Genomic DNA, 26,391 nt, shown 5'->3' on the forward strand with positions numbered 1-26,391 from the left:
CCTATGCCGGCAACTGTCATCCTCGTGCACGGCTTGCGCACCTCGGCGAGCCTGTTTCGGCAGCAGCTCGCCGACCTCGACGCGCTCGGCATCCCGGCCATGGCTGTCGACCTGCCCGGCCACGGTTCGCGGCTGGGCGAACAGTTCACGCTCGACGCCGCTCTGGATGCCATTGGTGCGGCCGTCGACACCGCCGAATCCTCGGGATCACAGCCCTATCTCGTAGGATTTTCGCTCGGCGGTTACCTCTCGATCGAGTGGACCGCCCGCAACCCCGGCCGTCTGAGCGGCCTCCTCGCCGCCGCCTGCGGCACGGTGCCGAGCCCCCTCATCATGAACACCTGGCGGTTTCTGGCGCGAGGGATCGGGCGCTTGCCCGACCGGGGGCTGTCGCTCAACAACGCGACCGTGCGGCTCTTGGTGCCGCAGCCGGGTGCTGCCGACGTGATCTCTGGGGGAGTCGCCCTCGACGTCATGGACGATGTGCTTGTGTCATTGCTCGAGCTGAGCCCCGTGGAACGACTGCGCGAGATCGACATCCCCGTGCTCTTTGTCAACGGCCGCTTCGATCACGTGCGGGCCCATGCCCGCCGCTACCTCGCGGCCACCCGCACGGGTCGCCTCGTGACCGTGCCCGGCGCATCCCACATGGTGAGCGTCGTGCGTCCGCGTGAATTTACCGAGGCCCTGCTGAGCGGGTACTCTCAGGCCACCGGCTGGACGCGCTGACCCGCTCCTACTTCTCTTTAGCGCTTCTCTTTAGCGGCCTTTGCCGCAGCCTTCGCCGCCTTTTTTGACTCACGCACGCGGGCGAGCGTCTCGGGGCTCGTGATGTCGGCGACCGACATGAGCGAACCCTCATCCCCGTAGGGAGCGGATGCTTCACGCCAGCCGGGCGCGTCGAGCCCCCGTCGCTTGCCGAGGAGGGCCAGGAAGATCTTGGCCTTCTGCTCTCCGAAACCGGGCAGCTTCTTGAGTCGCTTGAGCACCTCGGCTCCGTCGGGGTTGCCCTGAGTCCAGATCGCGGAGGCGTCCCCGCCCCAGTCGTCGCGCACGGCCGCACACACCGACTGCACACGCGCGGCCATAGAGCCGGGGAATCGGTGGACCGCGGGGCTCTGCTTGAAGACCTCGACGAGAGCATCCGGCTCAAAGTCCGCGAGGACATCGGCCTTGAGGCCTCCCACGCGGTCACGAATCTTGGCGGGGCCAGCGAACGCCGACTCCATTGTCACCTGCTGGTCGAGCAGCATGCCCAGCAGCAGCGCCAGGTCGTCGCTCTCGAGCAGCTCATCGGCAGCAGCATCGCCCGTCAAGTACATCGTCATGGTGACATTCTCGCACCGCACGCCCGTCGCGCCCGGGTGCTTGCCGTATTTGCGACCGAGGGGTCGCAAATGAGCCTTGCGCGGCACCCCGAAGCCGAACTTGGGACCCCTCAGCGGATGTGGGAGGGGGAGGGAGCGCGCGCAGGGCGTGGATGTGCGCGCGGCGCGAGAGCGGGCGCGAGAGCCCGAGACCGCGAGAGCTATGCGCCGCTTTCGACGGGGAGGCCCGCGTCGCGCCAGCCGAAGGTGCCGCCGGCCACGTTGATGGCGTCGATATCGCGGCTGGCGAGGTATTCGGCAACGCGTGCGCTGCGACCACCCGAGGCACAGATCACATAGACGGGGCCGTCATCGGGGATCTCCGCAATGCGCTCGACGACCTCTCCCATGGGGATGTGGGCCACGCCAGGCACGCGCAGCGCCTGAAACTCGTCGGGTTCACGAACATCCACAATCACCGGCTGCTTCTGGGCGGCAAGCTCGGTGACGCTAATTTCTTTCACAACTACTCCTGCGGTGTTGGGGCTGCACCCTCAGCGGGGGGCACGATGCCGAGCGCTGCCTTGAGGCGCTCCTCGGCATCCGGGGCCGCCTGCGTGGCGGCAACGTTCGCTTCTGAGACGGCCTGCACGATTTCGGCCCTCTGAATGGAGACGCCACGCGGGGCGTCGATTCCGATCCGGATGCCGTCGCCGCGGCTCTCAAGAATGGTGATGACAATGTCGTCACCGATGAGCACGCGCTCTCCGGGTTTTCTCGTCAGCACCAGCATTAGCCCAGCCTACCTAACTGCCGTAAGACCAGCTCACGGCATACCCAAGCTCCCGAACCGTGTCGGGCGTGGCTGTGTCGTCGCGGCCGATGCCGGCGACGGCATCTGGTGTGGATGCTGAAGCGACGGCTGCCACCCAGCGTTCTGTGTCGTCGGGCTTGCGCCCGGCGTCGACGGCAAGCCAGAGCTGGTCTGCCGTAAGGGCGGCGAGGGCCTGCGAACGCCCCGCGAGCACCTCTCGGGTATCGGCACCGGCCGAGCTGATTCCGAAGGCGACGATGACGATGCGGTCGCGCTGCACTGCTGCGGCGCGGGCCGTAATGGCCTCGCGGCGGCCGTCGATGCGCGGGATTCCTTCGGCGACCGCGGTGCCGCAGACGACGACGTCGGCATCCACCGAGAACGCCATTGCCCTGGCCACCGCGAGCGCATCGGCCGGGAGGCCCGCAACGGCAATAAGGTCGCCCGGCCCCGCGAGAAGCGGGGGAGGAGAGGGCAGTCCGCGAGGAGGCTCGGATGTGCTGATGGTGCCCGGCAGCGGTTCTGGCAGCTCGGTTACGGCCTGCAGCCCGTCGAGAACGGCGGCAAAACTGCGGCCGGATGTCGACACCAGGTTGGCGGCGTCGGCCACAATCGGCAGGTCGTCGAGGGTGCGCCTGCGAGCGTCGGCGGCAGCGGCGGCGGTTTCGCGCGCCACGGTGTGACGCGCATCCGCTGCGGCTCTGGCCGCAACGCGCGCGGCGTCCTCTGAGGGGGGCGGTGCCATCGCGGCGGGCGGTATGGACCCCGGCATGGCCGGATCGGAGATATGCCCGGCCTCTTCGGCGTCCGCGTCGTCGAGCAGTGCGGCGAGCCCGAAACGGCGTGGGGCGCTCAGGTCATGGGCGTCGACGCTGGGTGTCGGCCCGTCGGGCACCTCCACCGTTACCTCGTACCGGCGAGTGGCGAAGAACCCTGCGACCCCTCCCGTGGTGATCTGCTCTGCGGCGATGATGCGCGCTTGCGGCCCATGCTCGTCGACGACCTTTTGTTTGACCTCGGCGAGGGTGGCGCCATCAAGCCGGAATCTGCGCGGTGACACGAACCACCCCCACGGTTTCGATATCGATGTTGGCCGCCGTGACCTCCTGGTAGGAGAGCACGGGGAAGCCGCCGACCTGGGCCGAGACGAGCCTGCGGACGGCCGGACGCACCGCCGGCGCACACACGAGAACGGCCTGGTTGCCGAGCTCGCTCTGGCGCCCGACGATTTCCTTGAGGGAACCCAGGATGCCCTCGATGGCGTTCTGGTCGAGCAGCAACTGGGTGCCGAGTTCTGAGGGTCTCATGCTCTCGAGCATGGCCTGTTCTAGCACGGGGTCGATCATGATGACCCTGAGCAGCGCCCCCTCGGCGTGACCGGCGACCAGGGCGGGGCCGAGGGCGGCGCGCGCCGCCTCAACAAGCCCCTCGGGGTCCGTCGACACCTTGGCGCGCAGCGACAGTGCCTCATAGATGCGGGGGAGGTCGTTGATGGCGACCCCTTCCGTGAGCAGGCCCTGCAAGACGCGCTGCACTTCGGCAAGACTCAGCAGTGTGGGCACGAGCTCGTCAACGGCGGAGGGGTTCACCTGCTTGACGCCCTCGGTGAGCATGCGAACATCCTCTCGGCTGAGCAGTCGGGCGGCGTTGGCGGTGACAAGCGAGGAGAGGTGCGTCACGAGCACCGATGTGCGGTCGATCACGGTGGCCCCGGCCATTTCGGCGCTGTGCCGCATCTCGGTGGGCACCCATTTGCCCGAAAGCCCGAACACGGGTTCAACGGTGCTCGCCCCTGGCAGGCCATCGAGGTTGTCGCCGAGCGCGAGCACCCGGCCCCGCGGAGCGATGCCGCGCCCGGCCTCGACCCCGGCGATGCGAATCACATAGGTGCCGGAGGGCAGTTCGACGCTGTCGCGCGTGCGAACGGGCGGCACCACGATGCCCAGCTCAAAGGCGATCTTGCGGCGAAGCGCACGAACGCGGGCCAGGAGGTCGTCGGATGCTCCAGAGACGAGGTCGACCAGGTCAGGCGAGAGCTGGATCTCTAGGGCGTGCACCCGCATCTGGTCGATGAGGTCTTCTGTTGTTTCGGACTTGGGGTCGACGGGGGCCAGCGCCGCCTGTTCCTCCATGATGAGCTTCTTCTTCTCACCAGCCTTGATGCGCTGCGAAGCGATCATGAGCAACCCGCCGATCGCCATGAACGGCAGAATCGGCATTCCGGGGATGAGCCCCATGACCACGGCGGCGCATCCGGCGATCATGAGCGCCTGGCGCGACTGAGTGAGCTGTCCAGACGCCGTGGTGCCCATGTCGGCTTCTGCGTTGGATCGGGTAACGATCATGCCTGTGGCGACCGCCATGAGTAGCGCGGGGATCTGCGTGACGAGACCGTCGCCGATGGTCAGCAGCGTGTAGGTTTCGACCGCTTCGCCGAGCTCGAGGCCGCGCTGCACCATTCCGATGGCGATGCCACCAATGACGTTGATGATGATGATGACGATGCCAGCGATGGCATCGCCCTTGACGAACTTGGAGGCACCGTCCATGGCGCCGTAGAAGTCGGCCTCCGCCGCGACGGATGCTCGCCGCTCCCGCGCCTCGTTGTCGGTAATGAGGCCAGCGTTGAGGTCGGCGTCGATCGCCATCTGCTTGCCGGGCATGGCGTCGAGGGTGAAGCGGGCACCGACTTCGGCGACACGCTCTGCACCCTTCGTGACCACCACGAACTGGATGACGACGAGGATGAGAAAGATCACGGCGCCGATGATGAGCGAGCCACCGACGGCAACGTGGCCGAATGCCTCGATTACCTGGCCGGCATAGCCTTCACCGAGCACGAGACGGGTCGAAGCCACGTTGAGACCGAGCCGGAACAGGGTCGCCACGAGCAGCAGCGAGGGGAACACCGAGAAGTCGAGCGGCTTCTTGACGAACATGCTTGTGAGCAGAATCACGAGGGCGAACAGGATGCTCACGATGAGCAGCACGTCGAGCAACGCTGCGGGCACGGGGACCACGAGAAGCAGGATGATGCCGACCACCCCCACGGGGATGGCGAACAACGTCAGTGAGCGTTTCATGCGAGGCCTTTCGCTGAGCCAGATATGCCAGAAGCAGACGGGATGCCAGAAGCAGAGGGCATGCCAGAAGAAGAGGGCATGCCAGAAGAAGAACGAGAAGAGATTGAGGGGAGGGGCGCTGCGCCAACGAGGGCCGCACCGCCGAAGCTTGCGGCCTTGGCCATGGTGTGGACGCCTGCCGCTGCGCCGCGCTTCTTGAGCGCCATCACGAAGGCGAGCACGCGAGCCACGGAGTCGTAGAGCTCGAGGGGGATCTCGTCGCCGATATCGCAGGCCGCATGCAGCGCCCTGGCGAGCGGAACATCCGCCACCATGGGCACACCCTTCTTCTCGGCCTCTTCACGGATGCGGCTGGCGATGATGTCTGCGCCCTTGGCAACAACGCGAGGCGCAGACTTGCCGGGCTCATATTTGAGGGCGACGGCCACGTGCGTTGGGTTGACCATCACGACGTCCGCATCACCGATCGCCGCGATCATGCGGTTGCGGCTCATGGCGAGCTGGCGGGCGCGGCGCTGCGACCGGATCAGCGGGTCACCCTCTGAGCGCTTGTTCTCGTCGGTGACCTCCTTTTTGGTCATGCGGGTCTGCTTGCGGTTGCGCTTCATCACAACAAAAACGTCGGCGAAGGCGAGCACGAGTCCCGCGACAATCGCGAACTGCAGCAGTGCTGCGACTCCGCCCGCCGCCTCACCCAGCAGCGCCGTAACAGAGTGCGCGCCCGACGCCATGAGGGTGGGCATGAGGGTTTGGATCACGCTATAGAGCACAACGCCGACCACAATGGTCTTGAAGAGTGCCTTTGCTCCCTGCCAGAGCGCCTGCATGCCGAAGGTGCGCTTGAGACCAGTGACCATGTTGAACTGTTCGAACTTGGGCGCGAACTTCTTGAGCTGGATGCCGCCCTGCACTGCGGCCGCCACCACGACGGCCACGAGAACGGCGACGAGCATGATGCCGAGGGTCGCGAGCACGGAGTTCATGCCCTCCCAGAGGGCAGCCACCGCGAGCCCCGGCTCGGGCGTCGCGATCACGCGGGCAACCGTGATGAGCTGCTCAGTTCCCGCATCGGCTCCGAGCGAAATTGTGACGGGAATCACCACGGCGGCGGCACCGATGCCCACCCATGCGGTGAGGTCCTGAGACTTGGAAAGCTTGCCCTTCTCGCGCACCTCTTTCATGCGCTTTTCTGTTGCTTGTTCTGTGCGCTCGCCTGTGGGCTCTTCGGCCATTTACCTCACCCCCATGACGGCTTCGAGGGCATCGCCCGTGAGGTTGGCCACCACGCTCGGCAGCGCGGCGAAGACCACGACGGAGAGCGTGAGCGTGAGAAAGATCTTGAGCGGGAACCCGAGCGCAAACGCATTGAGCGCCGGGGCGACACGGGTGAGCAGACCCAGGCCGACATCCGCAAGAAAGAGAATGACGAGCAGGGGGCCGGAGATCTGGATGGCGGCGAGAAACAGCTGGCTGACCAACGACACGATGGTCTCGGCACTGGAGCCGAGGTCGATCGCACCACCGAGGGGCAGCGCTGTAAAGCTGCGAGTGAGGCCGCCGATGATGAGCTGGTAGGCCCCTGAGCTGAACAGGAGGGCGATGGCAGCCATATGAAAGAAGCGGGAGAACTGGGCGCCGTTGATCTGGGTTCCCGGGTCGAATGCCTGGGCGATCTGAAAGCCTCCGAAGAGGTCGATGAGGCCTCCGGCGGACTGCACCGCGGAGAAGACGATAAACACGAGAAACCCGAGAACCGCGCCGGTAAGCAGCTCAAAGACGAGGGACCCGAGGAACTCGGCCCCACTGGGCGAAACATAGTCGGCGGTGACTTTGGGGGAGACGGCAAGGGCCAATCCGATCGCCAGCATCGCCTTGATGCGGGCGGGGAATGCACGGTAGGAGAACGGCGGAGCGATCACGATGAAGGCCGTCATGCGCACTGCGGCGAGCATGACGGCTTCTATCCACGCGAGATTGAGCTCCAGGGACATCTCATCCCCCGCTGAGAAGAGAGGGCAGAGTGTCGAAGAGCCGGTGGGTGAAGCCGACGATCTCGCTGATCATCCAGTGGCCGCAGACGAGGAGGGCGATGCCCACCGCTGCGGCCTTGGGCACGAAAGACAGCGTGACCTCTTGGATCTGGGTGATGGACTGCAAAAGTGAGATGGCAAAACCCACCGTGAGGGCTGTGATGAGCACGGGGGCAGAGAGCTTGGCCGCCACCAGGAGCCCCTGGAGGGCGATGTCGAGAACCGCGGCAGAGTCCATTAGCTGTAACTCTCTATAAGGGAGGTAATGATGAGCCCCCAACCGTCGACGAGCACGAAGAGCAGAATCTTGAACGGCAGCGAGATCATGACGGGCGGGAGCATCATCATTCCCATCGACATGAGCGCTGCTGCGACAACAAGGTCGATCACGAGAAACGGCACGAAGATGACGAAGCCGATGATGAAGGCCGCCCGCAGCTCGGAGATCATGAACGCGGGGATCAGGGTGGTCAGTTCGACAGCCGACATGTCCTCGGGGTTCTCGAGGCCACCAGCCCTGGTCATGAGGGCGAGATCTTCTTCTCGCGTGAAGGCAAGCATGAACTGACGAAGCGGCTCGGATGCGAGCTCAAGCGCCTGGGTGAAGTCGATGGTGCCGTCGAGGTAGGGCTGAACGCCGACCTCGTTCATCTCGCCGACGACGGGCGCCATGATGAACAACGAGAGAAAGAGCGCGAGCCCGGCCAGCACCTGGTTGGGCGGGATGCTCGGCAGCGAGAGCGCGTTGCGGGTCATCGCCAGCACGACAAAGATTTTGGTGAACGACGTCATCATCAGCAGCAGAGCGGGCGCAACGGAGAGCAGCGTGATGCCGATAAGCGTCAGAACCGACGACGACGGCGTGCCGTCTGGCCCGTTGATATCGATCGAAATGCCGCCCGTGCCCGGCGCGGTCGGGGCGTTGGGGTCTGCGGGGTCGGTTACGGCAAAGCTTGCCTGGGCGCCGAGGGTGGTCATGGCGATGACGGAACCGACCGCTAGTGCGGTGAGCGCCAGCGTGCGCAGCATTCCTGCGGTGCGCGGGGAGAGGGAAACCGCGCTCATGGGGTTCTGCGCAGCGCGGCTGCCGCCTGCCTCCAGGTATCCGGAGACAGGATCGACCCCGCGAGCGGGCCCTTGCCTGCGCCCGCGAAGGATGCGACGACCGCGACGGGCACGGGCTTCTCCGCAGCCGGGAGCGGTTCGACGGCCGTGAGTGGCGAGAACGTGGCGACCGCGTCATCCATCGACTGCTCAAAGTCCGAAGGCTGCGGGGCCTCCGCCGACTGGAGCATCGTGATGGCGCCGTCAGTGACTCCCAGCACGAGCCTGCTGCCCTCGACATCAACCACGACGACGGATGCTTTGGGGCCAATGGTCTGACGGCCTACAACCACAACGGGGTTGGCTTTGCGCACTCGCAGCGATCCTTTGGAGAGCCGGCGCTGCAGGTACCACAGCAGCGCCAGAACAACTCCGAGTGAAACGACGACCCTGAGGCCGACGAAAAGGGCGTCCATATCAGGCAGCGCCATCCGCGAGGTCGAGGATCGTGGTGATGCGAACGGCGTAATCCTGGTCGATGACCACGATCTCCCCGTGGGCGATGAGGCGGCCGTTGAGCAGGATGTCGGCGGGGGCACCCGCGGAGCGGTCGAGCTCGATCACAGCGCCGGGCTCGAGCCCGAGAACATCGCGCACCGACATGCGGGTGCGACCGATCTCCACCGTGAGGGCCATCTCGACGTTGTTGATGCGGCCGAGCTTGCCCACAACCTCTTCGTCGGTTTTGCGGGTCGGGCCAGCAACAACACCTGAGTCGCGAACGCGAATGGCGAACCAACCCGCGACCCCGTCTGCTCCGGTGAGTTCGAAGACGACAGCCTCGCGGTCAGCGAAAAGCGCGCCAGCATCGCTCTCGACTACCTCGCCCAGCACACCGGTGCCGAACACGGCAGAGGCAGCGTCGAGCGCAGGCCGCACCACATCGCCGGGCGAGACCACAGAGTCGGTGCCGGCGGCATCCTGAAGCGCCTCTGAATCGAGAAGAACGAGCGCGATGTCGGCGGATGACTCACCGACAAACGAGGCAGAAAGCGCGTGACCGACCCGGCCGGTGAGCGCTCCGACCTGCAGAGTGTGATTCGGCGTGAGAATCGCGGTCGTCGGCAGGTGCTGAACGAGCGCATCGGCGGCGGCCTGGTGCAGGGTGGTTGTTGTCGTGGCCATTGTGGTCCTCCAGCTGTGGTGGGGCAGCGTTACTAGTTCGTGGGCGAGCGCGGGTGCGCTCAGTCGGTCGCCACTACGACACACGCGAGGCGGGAGCCGTGCGACCCCAGTGCCGCGTGGGCGAAGTGGGTGCCCTCGACGGCGACCTCAAGCGGGCGATGTTGGGGGTGGGGAATCGGCAGGATGTCGCCGACAGAGAGCCCGAGAACGGCGCTCGGGCGAACCATGGCCGGTTCGAGCCTCAGGCTCACCGAGACGGGGGCCGAGACGATCTGTGCTCGCATCGAGCGGGGGGCGTCGGCGACAGCGCTCGTGGGGTTGGCGTCGCCAAGCTGAGGCAGAAGAACCTCAGAGGGAATCGCAAGCGTCGCAACGGCGATGGATTCGCCCACCTTGATATCGAAGCTCGCCACGATCATGAGGTCGCTTGTGGCCGCGGCCTGGGCGAACTGCGAGTTGTACTGAAAGCCGTCGACGGCGACCTTGCGCACGAGCAGCGCACCGAGGGAGTACCGCAGGTCTTCGAGCGCATCGTCCATGAGGCGGCGGACGAGTTCCTGCTCGATTTGCGTGAACTTGCGTTCCTCAACGTCGACCGTGCCGCGCCCGCCCAGCATGAAGCTCACCCAGGTGAGCGCAGCGGAGGTCGGAAACTGGATGACGGCCTTGGCCGAAACGCCCTCGATCGAGAGCAGCACCATCGCCGTGGTGGAGGGCAGAGCCGCAGCGTATTCGTCGTAGGAGAACATCAGCACCTGCCGGCAGGTGACCTGCGACAGCACCCTCACTTTGGCGGTGAGCTGGGTTCCCCACTGGCGCGCGAATGTCTCGAACGCGAGTTCAAGAACTCTGGCGTGCTCGCGGGCGAGCGTGGTGGGGCGACGAAAGTCGTATACGACTGCGTTGCCTGGGCGCTCAACGATGCCGCCGCTGGTGTGTTTCTGGACCGTCACATCCAGCACTATCGGCAGGGGAGGCTCAGGGGTTAGGTCAGGCCGCCGACTGGGCGACAAACTTCTGCATCATCTGGGTTCACGATGCCGCAGAACGGTGGCTCTCGAGTGATGGCCGTCACATTAGGCGGGAGGTGTGTGCGTCAGCCGGCACCCTCCACCACGACAGCGGGCGACTCGGCGGGAATTCCGCCAGAGACGACATCGGGAATGAGGGCACGAACCGCTTCTGGCAGATCGGAGAGGATGACGATGTCGACCCGCCGGTTGGCCGCTTGGGCCTCCGGTGACACCTCGGGGACGAGGGGTCTGGCAGATCCGAAGCCGACCGAGCCGATGCGGTTGCCGGCGACTCCCGTGGATTCGACGAGGTAGCGCAGAACGTTCGTGGCTCGGCCAGACGAAAGCTCCCAGTTCGTGGCATAGGGGCTATGACTCGGGCGGGTATCGGCGTGACCCTCCACCGAGACACCGTAGGTCGTGGTCGAGAGGGCGGGCCCGACGGCCGACAGCACGCCGACGGCGGTGCCGCTCAGCTCGGTGCGGTTGGTGGCAAAAAATGTCTCGGAGCCGACGAGCCGCACGGTGAGTCCGCGTTCGTCGATGGTGAACGACACGGTGTTCTCAAGACCTGTGGTCTCGAGGTTGGTGCGGATCTGCTCGCGCAGGGCGGCGAGTTCGGCCACTTCCTGCTGCGCAAGCTGCAGTTCCGTGAAGCCCTCCCCGGTTTTTGACACCAGTTCGGCCGGCACGATGACGCCGCCTGATACGTCGATCAACTCGCTCGGGTCCTGCCCGAACCCGGTCGCGAGGGAGCTTTTGAGGGCTTCGAACTTGTCTTGGTCCACCGACGACATCGCAAACAGAACGATGAACATACACATCAGCACGGTGACCATATCCATATAGGAGGCCATCCAGCGTTCGTCGGGATGCTCCTCTGGCTCTTCTGCCTTCTTGCGGCGGCGAGAGAGACTCATGCGGCTTCCTTGTTAGTCGCCGAGTCCGCTCCCTTTCCCTTTGCTCCCTTGGCCTTGGGTGCCTTGGACTTATCGCCCTTGCCGCCCTTGCCTGCCTTGCCTTTGCCCTTCGCCGGGGCATCGGAGGGGACCATGGCCCGCAGGCGCTCCCCCAGAATCCTCGGCTGGCTGCCGGACTGAACGGCGAGGACGCCCTCCATCAGCAGCGTCATTCGCTCCGCTTCCATGTCGGTGAGCCGGCGAATGCGAGTTCCGATAGGCAGCCAGATAAAGTTTGCCGAGAGCAGCCCCCACAGGGTTGCCACGAAGGCGGTCGCGATCATGGGGCCGAGCGAATCTGGTGAGGACAGGTTTTCCAGCACGTGGGTGAGCGAAACCACCGTTCCGATGATTCCCACGGTCGGGGCATAGCCGCCAAGGGCTCCGAAGAACTTTGATGCCGTGCGACCTGATTTGGTCTTCGACTCAATCTCGTCCTCGAGCATCATGCGCAGTTCTTCGCCGTCGGTGCCGTCGGCAATGTTCTGCAGGGCTCCCTTAAGGAACGGGTCCGACACTTTATCGGCCTCTTGTTCGAGGGCAAGAAGCCCCTCGCTGCGGGCCTTCTCGGCGAGCCCGACGACCTGGTCGATCACCTGGCTTGGCTTGTAGCTGCTGCCCTTGAGGGCACCGGGAACGGCCTTGGCCGAGACGATGAAGTCCTTGATGGTGCCCCCGGCGATGCCGATGGCGATGGTGGCTCCGAAGACGAGCACCATGGGCGCTGGCAGCAGCAGCGCCTCAACATGGGCACCTTCGAGGGTGATCATCGCATAGAGGGAACCAAAAGCGATGAGGATGCCGACAATAGTTGCGAGGTCCATCAGATCTTCCTCGGGCGAAGCGGGACGGTCTGCTCAGCGCGGTCGGCAGAGTCGTCGAGATCAGAAACGATGCCGAGCTGTGGACCGGAGTCCACTGCGGCGCCGGAGTGAGCGAGGGCAATGACCCGCGCGCGGTAGTACGCGATGCGGTCGATGACCTCTGTCATCGACTCGGTGACGATGTATTTGGCGCCGTCGACCATCACGAGGGTCGTATCGGGGTTCACATGAATGCGCTCGATGAGATCAGGGTTGATCGCGAATTGGCGATCGTTCAAACGCGTGACAACTATCATCGTGCCCATCCATAGGTCTTGGTGTTCGCCGCCCCTCCTGGGCCTGCACGTGTAACTATCGGCCGCCGGTCGCCCGCCGTAAGGCGTAAACCGACGAAGGCCGACACCTTTCGGCACCGGCCTTCTCCGCGAGGGTGCGGCGGCGCGATCGCATCGCCGCACCGCCGCCATCGCGCGCTAGCGCTTGAGGTTCGTGAGCTCCTGCAGCACCTCGTCGGACGTGGTGATGATGCGGGCGTTCGCCTGAAAGCCGCGCTGGGCGACGATGAGGTTGGTGAACTCCTGCGAGAGGTCGACGTTCGACATTTCGAGGGCTCCGGCCGTAACCGTGCCGAGTCCGCCCTGGCCTGGCGTGCCCAGCTCGGCGTTGCCCGAGTTGAAGGTGGCGCGGTACGTGGAGTTACCGGCCTTCTCCAATCCTCCGGGGTTGGTGAAGTTGGCAAGCGCGATGCGCCCGATCGCCTCGGAGGCTCCGTTGCTGAACGAGCCGATGAGCGTGCCGTCCGATGCCATCGTGAACGAGTCGAGCGTGCCGGCGCGGCGGCCGTCCTGGCTCGCGACCGCAACCGTCGTCATGCCGGCGAAGCCCGTGAGGGAGGTCATGTCGACATCGATCGCCGGGGCGGCGAGGGTGAAGTTGCCGGGAGTCGTCAGCGCACCGTTGACGAAGGTAAGGCTGCCGAGTGCCGTGTCGACGCCTGCGTTGTCGTACGACACATCCCAGTTGGCGCCATTGCGGGTGAACGTGAAGGTCACGTTCGTCGCCTGCCCGTTGGCGTCGAACACCTGGGTGTCCCGCACGAGCTGGGTGCCGTCGGCCGCGTCGGAGGGCAGGTTGCCGCCGAATGTCGCCTCCGATGTCGTAACCGCGGGGGAGATCGCGTCGAGCGGGAGGGTGATGTTGCCGATCGCACCGCCATCCATGATCGTGCCATCGACCGCCGACCAGCCCTGCACGATTCCGCCATCGGGTGTGACCAGGCGACCCTGAGCATCCAGGTCGAATGAGCCGGCGCGGGTGTAGAGCATGTCGTTGCCGACGCGGGTGACGAAGAAGCCGTCGCCCGAGATCATCATGTCGGTCGACTTGCCGGTGGCCTGGGCCGATCCCTGGGCAAAGTTCGTCGAGATGCCGGCGACGCGCACTCCGAGGCCGACCTGCGCGGGGTTGGTTCCACCCTGCTCGGCCTGCGGGCCGCCCGCACCCTGCGTCAGCTGCGACAGAGTGTCTTGAAACTGGGTTGCCGAGGCCTTGAACGCGGTCGTGTTGACGTTGGCGATGTTGTTGCCCGTGACATCGAGCATGGTCTGGTGTGAGCGAAGGCCGGAGATTCCGGAGTAGAGCGAGCGAAGCATGGGTTTGCCCTTTCAGTGGTGGGTTCGTGAAGTTAGGAGGTGCGCTTGACGCCGGAGATGACGTCGAGTGCGATGTCTTTGCCGCCTACGGAGACGGTGGGGATGGGGCCGGAGAACGAGACGGAGTCGGCGATACCCGTGATCTTGGTTCCGTCTGGCGTGCTGTAGCTGACCTGCTGGCCGATGAGGGCCGCCGCCGCTATGCGCATCTGCAGCGAGAAGTTCTCTTCGTTGAGGGTCGTGAGGGTGGTGAGCTGCTCCATCGACGCGAGCTGCGTGGTCTGGCTAATCATCTGGTTCGTGTCCATGGGCGAACTGGGGTCTTGGTTGCGCAGCTGGGTCACGAGCAGCGAGAGAAACACCTCGCTGTCCATGGTCTGCTTGGGCGTGCGGGTGGCGGTGTTGCCCGTGTACATGCCATTGCTCTGCACGGCGTAGGTCGCGTCGACGGTCATGGGATTCCTTTCGGGTGCCGGTTAGGCCAGCACGTCAATGCCCGTGCGGGCAGTGCCATCGAGGTTGCGGATGTCGCGGCTCTCGCCGAGGTCTGTGGCGGCGGTTGCCGGCTTTCGGTCGGGGGTGCCGGGTGTGGCGGAGCCGTGCTGGCCCGCCTGACCCTGCGCCAGGTCGAGGGTCGACTGTGCTGCCGCTTGCCCCGGCTGGCCTTGCCCCTGCTGGCTCGTTCCGGCCGCCGTCAGCGGGCCGGTCGTCACGCCGAGCCCCGCAAGATCGCGGCGCAGGTCGCCGAGAATTGCCTTGAGAGCTTCTCGCCCTGCCTCGCTGGGCGAGATGAGTTCGATGCGCATTCCGTCCGCAGCGATGTGTGCGCGCACCGTCACGGGCCCGAGATTCTCGGGGGTGACGTTGACGGTGATCACGTGCTCGCCGCTCGCAGCGCCGCGCAGCAGGGCGATCGGCTTGGCAAGCTGGGCGCTGAAATCCTGGGGAACGGGAGCCGGGGCCGGGGCTGCGGTCAAAGGCTGCGCCGCCACGGTCGGCGTGAGCTGGGTTTGCCCCAGGGGTGCGATCGTGGGCAGCGCGTCGGCCGATGCTGCAACCGTGGGCGCAGCCGGCGAGACGGCTGCCGCAGCGGGTGCGACGAGAGCGGTTGGCTCCGCGGCCTCAACGGAACGCGCACCAGCGGTTGCTCCCGAGACGGCACCCGCTGCGGTCGGCGGAGTGCTTGTTCTGGTCGCGGAGGCTGCGGCGTCGGTTGGAACGCCGCTCGCCACGGCTGAAGATGCGGCGGCGGCTGAGCCAGCACCGGCGAGCCCGGCTCGGCCCGCAGACCCTGCTGCTGCACCGCCAAGCCCGCCCACAGCGTCATTCTTCAGGCCAGGGATCGCGGTCTCGCCCTCGGCATCCAGCGGCATCGCTGCCGGGTCGGCAGCGGCATCCCGCTGGCCGGGTGCCGCAGCAAGCGCCGCTCGCGCCGACACCGCCGCTGCCGCCGATGCTGCCGCTGCCGCCGCCGATGCTGCCGATGCGGGCTCGGATCCAGCAGTAGGCATCGTCGCCGCCTGCTCGGCCGCTCCCTCGCCTGTCGGGGCCTCGCCCGCAGTGTCGGCGGCTTCGTCCGTCGAGACGTCGACACCATCAATCGAGGTCGACGCGCCTGCCGGGAGGCCGAGAGCGTCGCCGCTCGCAAAACCCGTGGTCAGCGCATCCGCAACGCCACGCGAGCCGAAGCCCGTGACGGGGGCTTCCGTGCCGCTCATCGAACGCGCGGTACCCGAAGAAGCGTCAGAGGCGGCACCAGAGGCGGCATCCGCCTCGAGTGACTTAACGGCACCCGTGAGGGTCTCCCCGAATCCTGCTGCGGCACCGGCGGATGCCGACGCACCCGATGATGCGGTCGCCGCCGGTCGGCCGGGGGCCGCCGTTGGCATGGTGAGCATGCTCATGGCGTTGTCCCTTCTGTCTCGTGCTTGTCGCGGTGCCAGGTGGTCGATGCGAGCTCGTCGAGCAGTGCCTGCTCGGCGACCAGGTCTTCTGCCGCGACCTTCTGGTCGTGCTTGATTTCGAGCTTTTCGAGGCTGAGTGCTGCTGCCCGTGCCCGGGAGAATTCCTCGCCGGCCGCAGAGGCTTGCGACCGCAGCTCGCTTTCGAGCGAGGTGAGATCAGAGAGCGCACTGCGCATCGACGCCCTGCCGGCCGCCATCGCATAGAGAGTCGCCGTGCTTGTGACGTCGGTCGGAATCCCGCCCAGCGCGATGCGAGCGCGCTCCTGACTCACAGAGTTCTCGTCGAGGCGTCCGCGCACAGACGAGAGTTCGCCCGCGGCGAGCTCCTGCTGCAGGTGCCGGAGCCTGAGCAGACCGGCAAGGGAAAATTCGCGACTCATGCTGCGACCCCCAACTGCCGAACGAGTTCGGAGAGTGCACGCCACGAATCCTCGGCACCGCACCTCTGATCCATGCCCTGCTGCAGAAACGCGGCGATCGCTGCCTCATTGTCGACAGCGGCATCCACAAGGGGGTTGCTGCCCCGCTGATAGGCGCCGACGTCGAGAAGATCCTGTGCGGATGCTCTGGCGGCCAGCACGCGCCGCAGCGATGTCGCGAGGCGGGTGCGCTCGGCGGGGTTCACTCTGCTGGCCACGCGACTCACCGAGCCGAGGGCATCTACGGAGGGAAAATGGCCGGTGATGGCGAGCTTGCGATCGAGCACGACGTGCCCGTCGAGAATGCTTCTGGCCGAGTCGGCGATGGGTTCATTGTGGTCATCGCCGTCGACGAGCACGGTGTAGAGCCCCGTCACCGACCCGCGCTCCGCGGTGCCGGCACGCTCCAGGAGCTGTGCGAGCAGAGAGAACGTGGATGGCGGGTAGCCGCGAGTTGCGGGCGGCTCGCCGACCGAGAGTCCGATCTCGCGCTGCGCCATGGCCACGCGGGTAAGGGAGTCCATCATGAGAGTGACGTCGCTGCCGCCATCGCGAAACGACTCGGCGATGCGGGTGGCCACAAAGGCTGCGCGCAGCCGCATGAGGGCCGGCTCGTCAGAGGTGGATACGACCACGATCGAGCGAGCGAGACCCTCTGGCCCCAGGTCGTCTTCGAGAAACTCGCGTACTTCGCGCCCGCGCTCTCCGACCAGAGCGATCACAGAGACTTCGGCCTCGGTGCCCCTCGCGATCATGGAGAGCAGCGAGGATTTGCCGACGCCCGACCCGGCGAACAGCCCGAGACGCTGACCCCGGCCCACCGTGGTGAGGGTGTCGAGCACTCGAACGCCGAGCGCGAGCGGGGTGTCGATTCTGGCGCGATCGAGAGCCGCGGGGGTTTCGTGGTCGAGGGGAACCCATCCGTCGCTCGCGAGGGGTCCCTTGCCGTCGATCGGGCGGCCGAGTCCGTCGAGCACGCGCCCGAGGAGGCCGGTCCCCGTGGGGACGAGGATGGGGCGGCCGTGCGGGCGGGCGGGGGCTCCCGGAACGATGCCGTTCATGCGCCCGAGGGGCATGCATCGCACGCCGTCGCGGGTGGTTGCGATGACTTCGACGTCGACCGAGGCACCGTCTCCCACGCTGATGAGCTCGCCGACAGCGCACTCGACTCCCACGATGTCGAGGCCGAGTCCAACGACAGACGAGACTCGGCCGACCCGCTGCGGACGGGCTGCCCTCAGAGCGTCGGAGAGTCGCGCGTCGGCACGACGGCGAACCGCCGATGCCGGTGTCTGCGCTGCGGTCGTTGTCATCAGTTTGCGGGTCCCTCAATCAGCGCGGTGCGTGCGCGGGAGATTGCGGAGGAGATGCGGGCGTCGAGGTACCCTTCGGCGAAATCTGCAATGGCATCGCCGGGGGCCACGCTCGCGTCGGCGGAGTAGGTGATGCCGTCGACGATGCAGTCATCTTCGAGCGCGGCAAGGGTGCTGGGGTGCATCCGCAGAACAAGAATTGTGGTGGGGTCCACATCGCGGAGCGCCCGCGTGACGGCGGCCCGCGCTGAACGCGGAGCGTCGCTGAGTTCGATGCCGATAATCGACTCTGCGAGATCGATCGCACCCGTCGCGATGAGCTGGTGTGCCTCGTCGAGCACGGGTGCTGTCCGAGCGTTGACGGCGGCGATCGCGGCACGAAGGAGCGCGATATGGGATTCGTTGCGCTCCTGAGCCAGTGCGGCTATCGCCGCGCGCTCAGCGGCCTCGGCCCGGCGCTCCCGGTCGAGGGCAACCTCGGCGGCTCGGAGCCCTGCTGCATACCCCGCAGCGTGGCCGCGGGTGCGTGCCTGCTCCTCAGCAGCCTCGGCGTTGGATCCGCCCAGGTCGGGAAAGTTCACGAGGGAGAACTGGGTTCTAGTAGACAAGCTCTTCCTCCTCTGTGCGCTGAACCGTGATGGCACCCTGCGACTCGAGGTCGCGGATCGCACGCACGATTTCGGATCGCGCCTCTTCGACCTGCGAGAGCCGCACGGGGCCAAGCGCCGAGATCTCGTCGTCGAGGATCTCGCGGTTGCGCTCCGAAAGGTTTCCCCGAATGACTTCGATCACGTTTTCTGGGCTGCCCTTCATGGCAATTGCCAGAACAGCCGCGTCGATACCGCGCAGCACGTGCTGCACGTCCTTGCGCTCGAGCTTGACGATGTCCGCGAAGGTGAGCATGCGCGAGCGAACCTCTTCTGCGAGATCGGGGTCGCGCTCGTCGAGCGCCTCGAGCAGTTCGCGCTCGGTGGCAACGCTCGAGCGGTTGATGATGTCAACGAGAGGCTGTACTCCTCCGACGATCTCCACTGAGTCGCGGGTCGACACGACGGCTCCAGCCCTCACCTTGAGGGTGTCGGCCACGACGCGAACGGCCTCGGGTGCGGCGCTGCCCATCATGGCGATGCAGTGGGCGACCTCGGTGCGCTTGTTGTCGTCGAGGCCCGTGAGAATCATGGAGGCCTGCTCCGGCCGCAGGTGCGCTAGCACGAGGGCAACCGTCTGCGGCAGCTCACCATCGAGCAGGGTGACAACCTGGCTCGCATCAACGGCCTCGAGAAACTCGAATGCTTTGCCGGCCATCGACGAGGCGACACGGCTCATGAGCCCCGCGGCGCGCTCGGCTCCGAAGGATGCTTCGAGCAGTCCCACCGCGATGTCGCGTCCGCCGCGAGCGTTGATTCCGCCGCCGCGCACCGTGAGGGCGTGGAACTCGCCGATCGCGCGCTCGGCGACAAGCGAGTCGACCTTCTTGAGGCGAACGATCTCGGCGACGATCTCCTCGGCCTCTGAGTCCGTGAACTGCTTGAGGACTTCTGCAGCCTTCGCGCTATCCAGGTTCATCAGCACGACCGCCACCTTTTGGGTGCCGGTCAGGCCTTCTACTGCGGTATCGGTCATCGGGTCGGCCTTACGTCGTCCATCAGGCCGCGCAAGAACTCAGCGGTCTTCTGGGGGTCGCGCATGGCGAGGGCCTCGATCTCGGCCTTCTGCCGCTCCGCGTCTGCGACGACGGGGATCGGCAGGTCGCCAGCGAGCAGCTCGATGGGCGGGGCTGACGCGTTGATCTGCATGGGAACAGTGGGGGCGTCGAGGATGTCAGAGAGCTTGGCGAGCTCGCCAGCCTCCCTCGCGGCCTGGCGACGCCGGGCCATCATGACGAGTCCGATCACGATCGGCAGAACGATTCCGGCGACGATCACAGCAACGGTCGCAAGCTGCATAATGCGATCCTGCGTCGCTGCCGCCTCGGCTGCGGCGAGCGCCTCGGATGCCGCTATTGCGCCTGTCGCGTTGAACGCCATGACTTCGACGGCCACGGAGTCGCCCCGCTCGTCGTTGATGCCCGCCGCCGCGGCAACGAGCTCACGAATAGAGGGGACGCTCAACCCCGCGATGGCCTCTTCGTTGACGGCCACGGAGACCGTCTGACGGGTCACCGCCCCCGCCGGGATGACACGGGATTCGGTGACCTTGTTGATGGCATTGTTGCGGGTGGTCGACTCGGAGGAGAAGAGACCGGAGTCGGCGCCCCCGGGAACTGCGATGTTGTCGGGGCCGAGCACACCGCCGACGGCTCCGCCAGCAGCACCGGAGGTGTAGTTCTCGGTGTCGGTCGACTCGTTGATCACGGGGTTGTCGAGCGGGGCGGTGTACGTCTCTTCGAGGCGCTCTGCCGACTCGTAGCTCATGTCGGCGGCCACAACCACGCTGGCGTTACCGGGGCCGACAACCTTATCGAGCATGGCCTGCACGGCACCCTGCACGCGCTGTTCGTAGTCGCTGGCCTGCTTGTCCGCACTGCCGGTCGCCCCGGCGCCCACGGCAGAAAGAACGGTGCCCTCTGCATCGATCACGGCGACATCCGTCGACTTCATGCCCTCGATCGATGCCGAGGTGAGGTGCACGATGGCCTGAACCTGTTCGTTGCTGAGGCTCACGCCCCGATCCGTTTCGACAAAGACCGAAGCGGTGGGGCTCTGCGTCTGCGATACGAACACGGTCTCTTCGGGGATGGCGAGACGAACAGACGCCGTGCGCACGCCCTTGAGCGCGCCAATTGTGGAGGCGAGCTCGCCCTCAAGTGCGCGCTTATAGGTCACCGACTGCTGAAACTCAGAGCTGGTCACGCCCATGTCATCGAGCAGGGAGTAGCCGCCCGTGCTGGCGGAGGGTAGGCCCGCCGCTGCCGCCGCGAGGCGCTGCTCATAGACGTTGCCCTCTGGCACAAGAATCGTGGATCCACCATCCGTGAGCTGGTACTCGACGCTTCCGGCGCGTAGCTGCTCGACGACAGCACTCGCATCCGATGCCGACAGCCCCGTGAAGAGGGGCGTATATGCGGGCTTGCTGAGCCACACCCCGAGGCCGGCGATACCCAGCACGAGCACGGCGACACCGATGAGCGCGATCGTGCGCTGCGCAATCGTGAACTCGCGAATGGCCGCGACGAGACGGCCAAAGGCCGACGTGATCTGGGCGGGCATCAGGCCTGCATCCTCATAATCTCGTTGAACGCGTCAACACCCTTGTTGCGAACAGCGGCGACGAGTTCAAGCGTTACCTGAGCGCGGGTCGATGCAATGGTGGCGTCGTGAATGTCGGCGAGGTCGCCGCTCACGGCCTTGATGGCCAACTCGTTTGAGGTGGACTGCAGCGAGCGCAGATCATCGACGACGCCGCCGAGCGTCGCCTGAAAGTTGCTGGCGCTCGGGGCATTGCTGGCTGCGGTCGCTGCCTGCAGGTCGAGGCCGTCGGTGAGCGCGGCAGCCGGGTTGATGCCCGAGAGTGCGCCGATGCTGGGGATGGACATTACGACCTGCCGATCTGAATTGCAGCCTGGTAGCTTTCCTTCGCCCGGTCGACGACCGCAGCGTTTGCCTGGTATCCCCGCTGCGCCATGATGAGTTGGCCCATCTGGCTCGCGAGGTCGATGTCGGGGTAGCGCACATAGCCGGCTTCGTCGGCGAGCGGATGCTCCGGTTCGTAGACGAGGCGGCCTTCGGCATCGCCGTAGGCCGCGCCCTGCACATAGACGCCCGTGGTGCCTTCGCCCGCCTGAGCGACCACGTAGCGGGCGCGGAACGCTTCACCGTCGGTCGATGCGGCCGTGTTGACGTTGGCCAGGTTGTCCGAAACGGCGTCGAGCCACTTGCGGTGAACGGTGAGCGCTGTGCCGGCGATGCCGATTGCGTCGAATGTCATGGTCGTTTCTCCGCCTAACTGGTGCGCATTGCCGAGCGAAGGCTCGTGAACTGGCCCTCAACCGCGCGGGCAGCGAACTGGTATCGCAGCACGGTGTCGATGTTCGAAAGAGTCTCGGTGTCGAGGTTGACGTTGTTGCCGTTGAGCTGCGTCGGCTCGAGCGAGTCTGCTGTTGTCGCGGTCGTGGCTCCGTTGCCGCTGCGAACAGAGTCGGCGAGCGCGGCTTCGAAGAGCACGCGCTTGGCCTTGTAGTCAGGCGTATTCACATTGGCGATGTTGTTGGCAATGGTGCGCTGGCGCAGCGATAGCCCATCAAGGGCACTGCCGAGGGCAAGTGAGGTCACCGAATCGAACACAAGCATCCCGTTTCATGGAATTCGACGTCGGCCGATCCATGGCCTTGTGAGGTGAGCGATCCCTGCTCTTCCTCAGCTATCGGCACCTCGCGTCGAATGCGTTAGGCATTTGTGCAAAATTGATGATGTTTGGGGCGTTAGGTGGCGGAGTTCAGGTGGCCGACTTCAGGTGGCAGAGTTCAGGCAGCGAAGTTCAGCCGGCGACGTCGAGATATACCGAGCGCTCGACGAGCTGCGCCGTGGGCACGCTCCGCAGCGCCGCAAGGTGGCGTCCTGTTCCCAGGCGTTCCTCATCGAGTCGCGCGAGCATCCGCTGCTGTCGCTCTACAAGATCCCGCGCCCTGCCAACGAGTTCCGGCGGCAACTGACCAAGCCCTACAGGCGCAGTCCATTTGCCGCTGGCCCGGCTCACGTCGTCGGCAACGGTGAGTTCGCGCTCGAGCTCGTCGAGAGTGTCGGACCAGGCGGTGAAGGTGCCAGAGGGGAGGCTTGTCGTGGTCGGGTTCACGGGGTGCTTTCGAGGTGGTGGTTAAGCCACGCCGAGGGTGCCACGGGCGGTCGGGATGCTCGCCGTCACCGACTCGGGGGCCTGGGCCGCTGCCTCATGCCAGGTCTGGCGCAGCGGTTCGAGCAACTGGATGCACACGCGAGTGCTGTCGACATCGCGATGCGTGTTGGCATAGATCAGCGCACGCGTGGCGAAGGTATATACGCCCATAAGACCCTCCGCCCCATCCCAGGCGTCAACCCGCAGCGACGAGGTCAGCTCGGTGAGAATGTCCTGGGCGTGAAGAAGCTGCTCAGAGGCGCCCGCCCAGTCCTGGATGTCTTGGGCGACTTCTGCCCGCTGCAGGTCGAGCAGGAGTCGGTCATAGAGCATGGTGAGCAGCCGGGCGGGGGAGGCAGACAGCACGGCATCGCGGTTGTAGGCCGCCCGCTTGGCTCGCTCGACGCCGAGCTGCCCGCCGAGGGGAGAGTGGTGTCCCATTGTCATGGTCATTTCGTCGTGCCTCCTGATTTCGGGAGAGAAGCAATCTGAGAGTTGAGCCAGGTCATTTGTGCGTTCATGGCGCTCATGCGCACCTCTAGGGCTGAGTAAGTGCGCTGGAGCGTGGCCTCTCGGGCGGCGAGGCGGTCGTCCCAGCTTGCAACCTGCTCCGTGAGGCTCTTGGCGAGCGACTCTTGTCCGGTGATCTTCGCCGTCAACACTCCGTCGTACTTGTCGGACTGCTGTGTCGCGACATCCGCCACCCGCTTCGAGAGCCCCGCTATTGCGGCTTCAACCTTGGCAGGGTCTGAAGCGAGGGCCGCCGCAAACTTCTCGGCATCGAACTCGATGGTGCCGTGCTTGGTGATGTTGATGCCGACATCTGCGGGGGAGTGGCCGTTGATCGGCATCGAGATCGCCGAGAGCAGGCTCTGTTTCGCCGAACGCACGGTGCTGTCGCCCGAGAAGACTCCACCGGTCGTTGCTCCGTCGGTGCCAATAGAGACCTTGGTGCGGGCGTCGATGAAGGAGAAAATCTCCGTGAGAGAGGTGACGAGGTCCTGAGCGACCTTGGTCGCCCCTTCTACGTCGCGAGCAACGGTAAGAGTGACGGGGTTCGGGTCGGCTTTGGCCACCGTCACCGACACACCGGGCAGCAGTGCCTCGAATGAGTTTGTGGCCGAGGTCACCGTCTGCGACGCGGCCGTTCCCGCCCACAGGGTGATTTCGGCATCCTGAGCCGCCGTGATGATCGCGGCGCCGGGGGAGGCCAACACATCGACGGCCGTGGATGCTGCCACGTCTGCCGCAGTGCCCTGGTAGATCGAGAACCCAGAGGTCGCGCCCGTGGTGGTTCCGGTGAGCTGAAGCCTGAAGAGTGGGTCTCCGCTGCCGTCGAAACCCGAGGCCACCTTGAGCGCCCTGACTCCGACGCCTGCGTCATTGATGGCCTTGGCGACGTCGTCGAGCGACGAGGAGGCCGGGGCGATCTCCGTTGTGGTGCCGTTGCTGCCCACGATCGTGAGCGCCGGGGGCGTCGACCATTCGCGCATTGCCGCGGTGACACCGGACTGCGCCTGTGCGAGCTTGTCAACGACAAAATCGATCGATCCGGCTGCTGCGCCACTGCCTACGGTGGCCGTTGCGCCATCCGAACTGGTCAGCGCGGTGTGCAGGTCGAGCGCCGTTGGCTTGGCCGCGGCTTTGGATAGGTCTCCCAGAGCAGCGATGCGCTGGTTGAGGGCCTGAAGCACCGTGACGATGCTGGTCGTGCGGGTTGCTTTGTTCTTGAGAAGCGTCTGGGGGACCGCTTCGATCTGCATCAGAGAGGCAATGAGTTCCTTTGTCGGAAGCCCACTGGCGAGGCCATCAAGCGAAATTCCCATGATTTCCTCCCCCTGATTTGGTGTTAGGTGCGTGTGATGTAGGTGCGCGAATGTGACCAACACCCGGTGGCAGCCGTGCAGCGAGATTCAGGCTCGCGCACCGCCGCCCCCGGGCGTTGGCTATTCACTGTGCTGGTTAGCCGAGGAGCTGAAGAACGCCCTGGTTCGACTGGTTTGCCTGAGCAAGCATCGCGGTGCCGGCCTGCGACAGGATGTTCGCGCGGGTGTAGTTGACCATCTCGCTTGCCATGTCGGTGTCGCGGATACGCGACTCCGCAGCGGCAAGGTTCTCCGCCGAGACGTTGAGCGAGTTGATCGTCGACTCGAAGCGGTTCTGCACGGCACCGAGGTTGGCGCGTGAGGTGGAGATAGCCGTGATCGCGGTGTCGATCGCGGTGATGGTCGTCTGTGCAACGCCGTTGCTGTCAACGTCGAAACCAACACCTGCGGCGGTTCCGTCAGCGGACGCAAGCGTTCCGACCGACGTAGCAACGTTGGCGAGGGTTACGGCAATGGCGTTGTTGGCGTCGCCGTTGGCACCCACCTGGAACGTCAGCTCGGCACCCTTGAGCAGGTTGATGCCGTTGAACTTGGTCGACTCCGTGATGCGGTAGAGCTCCTTGCTGAGCTCTCCGGCCTCGGTCTCGATCGCCGTGCGAGCCTCGGGGCTGTTCGAGTCGTTACCACCCTGAACAGCGAGGTCACGCATACGCTGGAGGATGGAGTGAACCTCGGTCAGGGCGCCTTCTGCGGTCTGGATGACCGAGATGCCGTCCTGGGCGTTACGAGCGGCAACGTTGAGTCCGTTGACCTGCGAGCGCAGGCCCTCGGAGATCGAGAGGCCGGCCGCGTCGTCCGCTGCACGGTTGATACGCAGACCACTGGACAGCTTCTCCAGCGACTTCGACAGGTCGTTCTGCGTGTTGGACAGGTTGCGGTACGAGTTGAGTGCCGCGACGTTGGTGTTGATCTGCATACCCATGGTGTTTTCCTCCGTGATGTGGGTTGTGGTTCACCAGCCCATCCATGGGCCGGTAATCCTAGCTATCGGCTGCCGTTCGGCATCCGTTAGAAGGAATTCTTAAATTGTGGCGATCTCCGTCAGGATGCGATGGTTCGGTCGAGCGCCGTTCCCGCGGTTGACATTCGGCTCATGCCGCTCGTGGCCTGGCCGGCGAGGCGGGCGAGGTAGGCGCTGCGACTCGCGGCAGAGATGCGCGATTCCGGCGCGCGTTCGATGTCGTCGTCGGAGAAATGGGTGTTCATGCCGTCGCGCAGCAGGCGGATGGCCTCCGAACGCTGCTGGGAGACGGCCGAGTGGGTGATCCCCATCTCTTCTGCGATCTCCTTGACGGTTTTGTCGTCAAAGTAGATCGCCGTGACGATATGGCGCATCTTCTCGGGCAGCGCGTCGACGGCGGAGTGCAGGAATCCGGTGCGCTCCGCTTCGAGCACAGTGTCTTCTGGCTGCTGCGATTCAGAGACAAGCAGTTCGGCGGTGATCTCGTCGAGCGTGCTCATGGTGCGGCCGGCATCCGCCATGGCCTCCTGGGCTGAAGCGCGGTCGACGCCGAGCGCTGCGGCGATCTCCTCAACAGAGGGAGCGCGGCCGAGGGTAGCCATGAGCTGCTCTTCGATCGCCATCGTCTGCTTAATGCGCTTGCGGGTACCGCGGCTTGCCCAGTCGCCCGCGCGGAGCTCGTCGGCGAAGGCGCCGGTGATGCGCTTGCGAGCGAACGCGCCAAAGGGAATGCCCAGCTCGGGCTTGAACGACTCGGCGGCCGAGATCAGGCCGAGTGCGCCCGCCGAGGCAAGGTCGTCCCGCGAAAGGTGGGTGGCCCGAGCGCAGAGCTCAGAAACCAGATATCCCACGAGTGGCAGATTATCGACCACCAGTGTGTTGCGCGCAGTGAGATTCACCAGCATTACCCCCGTTGTGCTTAAAAGCGTGTGGAACATATTTGGGTAAGCGACGTGCTGGTTCGGGTCCGAACGTCCAGTCGAGACTGCCGGGTGGGGCCGCTTCGGGTGACCACAACCGCCGTGATCCTCAACTGTTTGTCGCCTTTGATCGATTGCAATCTCGGCGACTGCGGCGACTCTATGCCCGCGATAGGGCCAAACCCTC

General features: G+C 65.5%; 32 protein-coding genes. 1 reads left to right on the forward strand and 31 read right to left on the reverse strand.

Annotated elements, in window-relative coordinates:
- The first annotated feature begins 3 nt into the window (after positions 1-3).
- A complete protein-coding gene (locus C2138_RS13120) occupies positions 4-729 on the forward strand; it encodes an alpha/beta fold hydrolase (protein WP_108518496.1) in 726 nt (241 codons plus the stop codon).
- Between the two features lie 17 nt (positions 730-746).
- On the opposite strand, the gene C2138_RS13125 is transcribed toward C2138_RS13120, so the two are convergent.
- The 31 genes from C2138_RS13125 to C2138_RS13275 all read right to left on the reverse strand — a co-directional run bounded on the left by C2138_RS13125 (position 747) and on the right by C2138_RS13275 (position 26,189).
- The gene (locus C2138_RS13125) at positions 747-1,328 is read right to left on the reverse strand and encodes an HhH-GPD-type base excision DNA repair protein (protein WP_108518498.1); all 582 of its coding nucleotides are present in this window, start codon (positions 1,326-1,328) and stop codon (positions 747-749) included.
- Between the two features lie 200 nt (positions 1,329-1,528).
- Positions 1,529-1,831, reverse strand: coding sequence for a rhodanese-like domain-containing protein (locus C2138_RS13130; protein WP_108518499.1), 303 nt, complete (start codon positions 1,829-1,831; stop codon positions 1,529-1,531).
- A 2-nt stretch (positions 1,832-1,833) separates the two neighbouring features.
- Positions 1,834-2,100, reverse strand: a complete 267-nt coding sequence (locus C2138_RS13135) for a carbon storage regulator (RefSeq protein WP_108518501.1) — start codon at positions 2,098-2,100, stop codon at positions 1,834-1,836.
- Positions 2,101-2,113: 13 nt separating this feature from the next.
- Entirely contained in the window at positions 2,114-3,181 is a 1,068-nt protein-coding gene (locus tag C2138_RS13140) for a hypothetical protein (protein WP_108518502.1), read from the reverse strand.
- Positions 3,156-5,204, reverse strand: coding sequence for a flagellar biosynthesis protein FlhA (locus C2138_RS13145; protein WP_108518504.1), 2,049 nt, complete (start codon positions 5,202-5,204; stop codon positions 3,156-3,158). The genes C2138_RS13140 and C2138_RS13145 overlap by 26 nt, the downstream gene beginning before the upstream one ends.
- Positions 5,201-6,436, reverse strand: coding sequence for an EscU/YscU/HrcU family type III secretion system export apparatus switch protein (locus tag C2138_RS13150; RefSeq protein WP_108518505.1), 1,236 nt, complete (start codon positions 6,434-6,436; stop codon positions 5,201-5,203). The genes C2138_RS13145 and C2138_RS13150 overlap by 4 nt, the downstream gene beginning before the upstream one ends.
- On the reverse strand, positions 6,437-7,195 hold the full coding sequence (locus C2138_RS13155) for a flagellar biosynthetic protein FliR (RefSeq protein WP_108518507.1): 759 nt from the start codon (positions 7,193-7,195) through the stop codon (positions 6,437-6,439).
- 1 nt (position 7,196) lies between these two features.
- The gene (gene fliQ, locus C2138_RS13160; RefSeq protein WP_108518509.1) at positions 7,197-7,472 is read right to left on the reverse strand and encodes a flagellar biosynthesis protein FliQ; all 276 of its coding nucleotides are present in this window, start codon (positions 7,470-7,472) and stop codon (positions 7,197-7,199) included.
- The gene (gene fliP / locus C2138_RS13165) at positions 7,472-8,299 is read right to left on the reverse strand and encodes a flagellar type III secretion system pore protein FliP (protein ID WP_108518511.1); all 828 of its coding nucleotides are present in this window, start codon (positions 8,297-8,299) and stop codon (positions 7,472-7,474) included. The genes fliQ and fliP overlap by 1 nt, the downstream gene beginning before the upstream one ends.
- Positions 8,296-8,769, reverse strand: a complete 474-nt coding sequence (locus C2138_RS13170; RefSeq protein ID WP_108518512.1) for a FliO/MopB family protein — start codon at positions 8,767-8,769, stop codon at positions 8,296-8,298. The genes fliP and C2138_RS13170 overlap by 4 nt, the downstream gene beginning before the upstream one ends.
- Positions 8,756-9,463 carry a flagellar motor switch protein FliN gene (gene fliN / locus C2138_RS13175; RefSeq protein WP_108518514.1) on the reverse strand — a complete coding sequence of 236 codons (708 nt, stop codon included), beginning with the start codon at positions 9,461-9,463 and terminating at the stop codon, positions 8,756-8,758. Before fliN ends, C2138_RS13170 begins: the two co-directional genes overlap by 14 nt.
- Positions 9,464-9,522: 59 nt before the next feature.
- Entirely contained in the window at positions 9,523-10,416 is an 894-nt protein-coding gene (locus tag C2138_RS13180; protein WP_233245513.1) for a flagellar motor switch protein FliM, read from the reverse strand.
- Between the two features lie 143 nt (positions 10,417-10,559).
- Entirely contained in the window at positions 10,560-11,396 is an 837-nt protein-coding gene (locus C2138_RS13185; protein WP_108518515.1) for an OmpA/MotB family protein, read from the reverse strand.
- Entirely contained in the window at positions 11,393-12,259 is an 867-nt protein-coding gene (locus C2138_RS13190) for a motility protein A (RefSeq protein ID WP_108518517.1), read from the reverse strand. The genes C2138_RS13185 and C2138_RS13190 overlap by 4 nt, the downstream gene beginning before the upstream one ends.
- Positions 12,259-12,555, reverse strand: coding sequence for a flagellar FlbD family protein (locus C2138_RS13195; protein WP_108519154.1), 297 nt, complete (start codon positions 12,553-12,555; stop codon positions 12,259-12,261). The genes C2138_RS13190 and C2138_RS13195 overlap by 1 nt, the downstream gene beginning before the upstream one ends.
- Before the next feature lie 177 nt (positions 12,556-12,732).
- The gene (locus C2138_RS13200) at positions 12,733-13,911 is read right to left on the reverse strand and encodes a flagellar hook protein FlgE (protein ID WP_108518519.1); all 1,179 of its coding nucleotides are present in this window, start codon (positions 13,909-13,911) and stop codon (positions 12,733-12,735) included.
- Positions 13,912-13,943: 32 nt separating this feature from the next.
- Positions 13,944-14,366 (reverse strand): flagellar hook assembly protein FlgD, encoded by a 423-nt coding sequence (locus C2138_RS13205; protein WP_108518520.1) that lies wholly within the window; start codon positions 14,364-14,366, stop codon positions 13,944-13,946.
- Between the two features lie 21 nt (positions 14,367-14,387).
- A complete protein-coding gene (locus C2138_RS13210; RefSeq protein ID WP_108518522.1) occupies positions 14,388-15,815 on the reverse strand; it encodes a flagellar hook-length control protein FliK in 1,428 nt (475 codons plus the stop codon).
- The gene (locus C2138_RS13215; RefSeq protein ID WP_108518524.1) at positions 15,812-16,255 is read right to left on the reverse strand and encodes a flagellar export protein FliJ; all 444 of its coding nucleotides are present in this window, start codon (positions 16,253-16,255) and stop codon (positions 15,812-15,814) included. Before C2138_RS13215 ends, C2138_RS13210 begins: the two co-directional genes overlap by 4 nt.
- A complete protein-coding gene (locus C2138_RS13220; RefSeq protein WP_108518526.1) occupies positions 16,252-17,607 on the reverse strand; it encodes a FliI/YscN family ATPase in 1,356 nt (451 codons plus the stop codon). Before C2138_RS13220 ends, C2138_RS13215 begins: the two co-directional genes overlap by 4 nt.
- Positions 17,607-18,215, reverse strand: a complete 609-nt coding sequence (locus C2138_RS13225; protein WP_159078251.1) for a FliH/SctL family protein — start codon at positions 18,213-18,215, stop codon at positions 17,607-17,609. The genes C2138_RS13220 and C2138_RS13225 overlap by 1 nt, the downstream gene beginning before the upstream one ends.
- Positions 18,205-19,230 (reverse strand): flagellar motor switch protein FliG, encoded by a 1,026-nt coding sequence (gene fliG, locus C2138_RS13230; protein ID WP_108518530.1) that lies wholly within the window; start codon positions 19,228-19,230, stop codon positions 18,205-18,207. The genes C2138_RS13225 and fliG overlap by 11 nt, the downstream gene beginning before the upstream one ends.
- Positions 19,227-20,816, reverse strand: a complete 1,590-nt coding sequence (gene fliF, locus C2138_RS13235; RefSeq protein ID WP_108518531.1) for a flagellar basal-body MS-ring/collar protein FliF — start codon at positions 20,814-20,816, stop codon at positions 19,227-19,229. Before fliF ends, fliG begins: the two co-directional genes overlap by 4 nt.
- Positions 20,816-21,142, reverse strand: a complete 327-nt coding sequence (gene fliE / locus C2138_RS13240) for a flagellar hook-basal body complex protein FliE (protein WP_108518533.1) — start codon at positions 21,140-21,142, stop codon at positions 20,816-20,818. The genes fliF and fliE overlap by 1 nt, the downstream gene beginning before the upstream one ends.
- On the reverse strand, positions 21,142-21,534 hold the full coding sequence (locus tag C2138_RS13245) for a flagellar basal body rod protein FlgC (RefSeq protein ID WP_108518534.1): 393 nt from the start codon (positions 21,532-21,534) through the stop codon (positions 21,142-21,144). The genes fliE and C2138_RS13245 overlap by 1 nt, the downstream gene beginning before the upstream one ends.
- A 14-nt stretch (positions 21,535-21,548) precedes the next feature.
- Positions 21,549-21,890 carry a flagellar basal body rod protein FlgB gene (locus C2138_RS13250; protein ID WP_108519156.1) on the reverse strand — a complete coding sequence of 114 codons (342 nt, stop codon included), beginning with the start codon at positions 21,888-21,890 and terminating at the stop codon, positions 21,549-21,551.
- Between the two features lie 193 nt (positions 21,891-22,083).
- A complete protein-coding gene (locus tag C2138_RS13255) occupies positions 22,084-22,398 on the reverse strand; it encodes a hypothetical protein (protein WP_108518536.1) in 315 nt (104 codons plus the stop codon).
- Positions 22,399-22,419: 21 nt separating this feature from the next.
- The gene (fliS, locus tag C2138_RS13260) at positions 22,420-22,890 is read right to left on the reverse strand and encodes a flagellar export chaperone FliS (RefSeq protein ID WP_233245514.1); all 471 of its coding nucleotides are present in this window, start codon (positions 22,888-22,890) and stop codon (positions 22,420-22,422) included.
- A complete protein-coding gene (gene fliD, locus C2138_RS13265) occupies positions 22,887-24,263 on the reverse strand; it encodes a flagellar filament capping protein FliD (protein WP_108518537.1) in 1,377 nt (458 codons plus the stop codon). Before fliD ends, fliS begins: the two co-directional genes overlap by 4 nt.
- Positions 24,264-24,399: 136 nt before the next feature.
- Positions 24,400-25,245, reverse strand: a complete 846-nt coding sequence (locus C2138_RS13270) for a flagellin N-terminal helical domain-containing protein (protein WP_199220437.1) — start codon at positions 25,243-25,245, stop codon at positions 24,400-24,402.
- Between the two features lie 119 nt (positions 25,246-25,364).
- Positions 25,365-26,189 (reverse strand): sigma-70 family RNA polymerase sigma factor, encoded by an 825-nt coding sequence (locus C2138_RS13275; protein WP_422395401.1) that lies wholly within the window; start codon positions 26,187-26,189, stop codon positions 25,365-25,367.
- Between the last annotated feature and the right edge of the window lie 202 nt (positions 26,190-26,391).

The sequence above is a fragment of the Salinibacterium hongtaonis genome (assembly GCF_003065485.1).
In the GTDB taxonomy this organism is placed as follows: Bacteria; Actinomycetota; Actinomycetes; order Actinomycetales; family Microbacteriaceae; genus Homoserinimonas; species Homoserinimonas hongtaonis.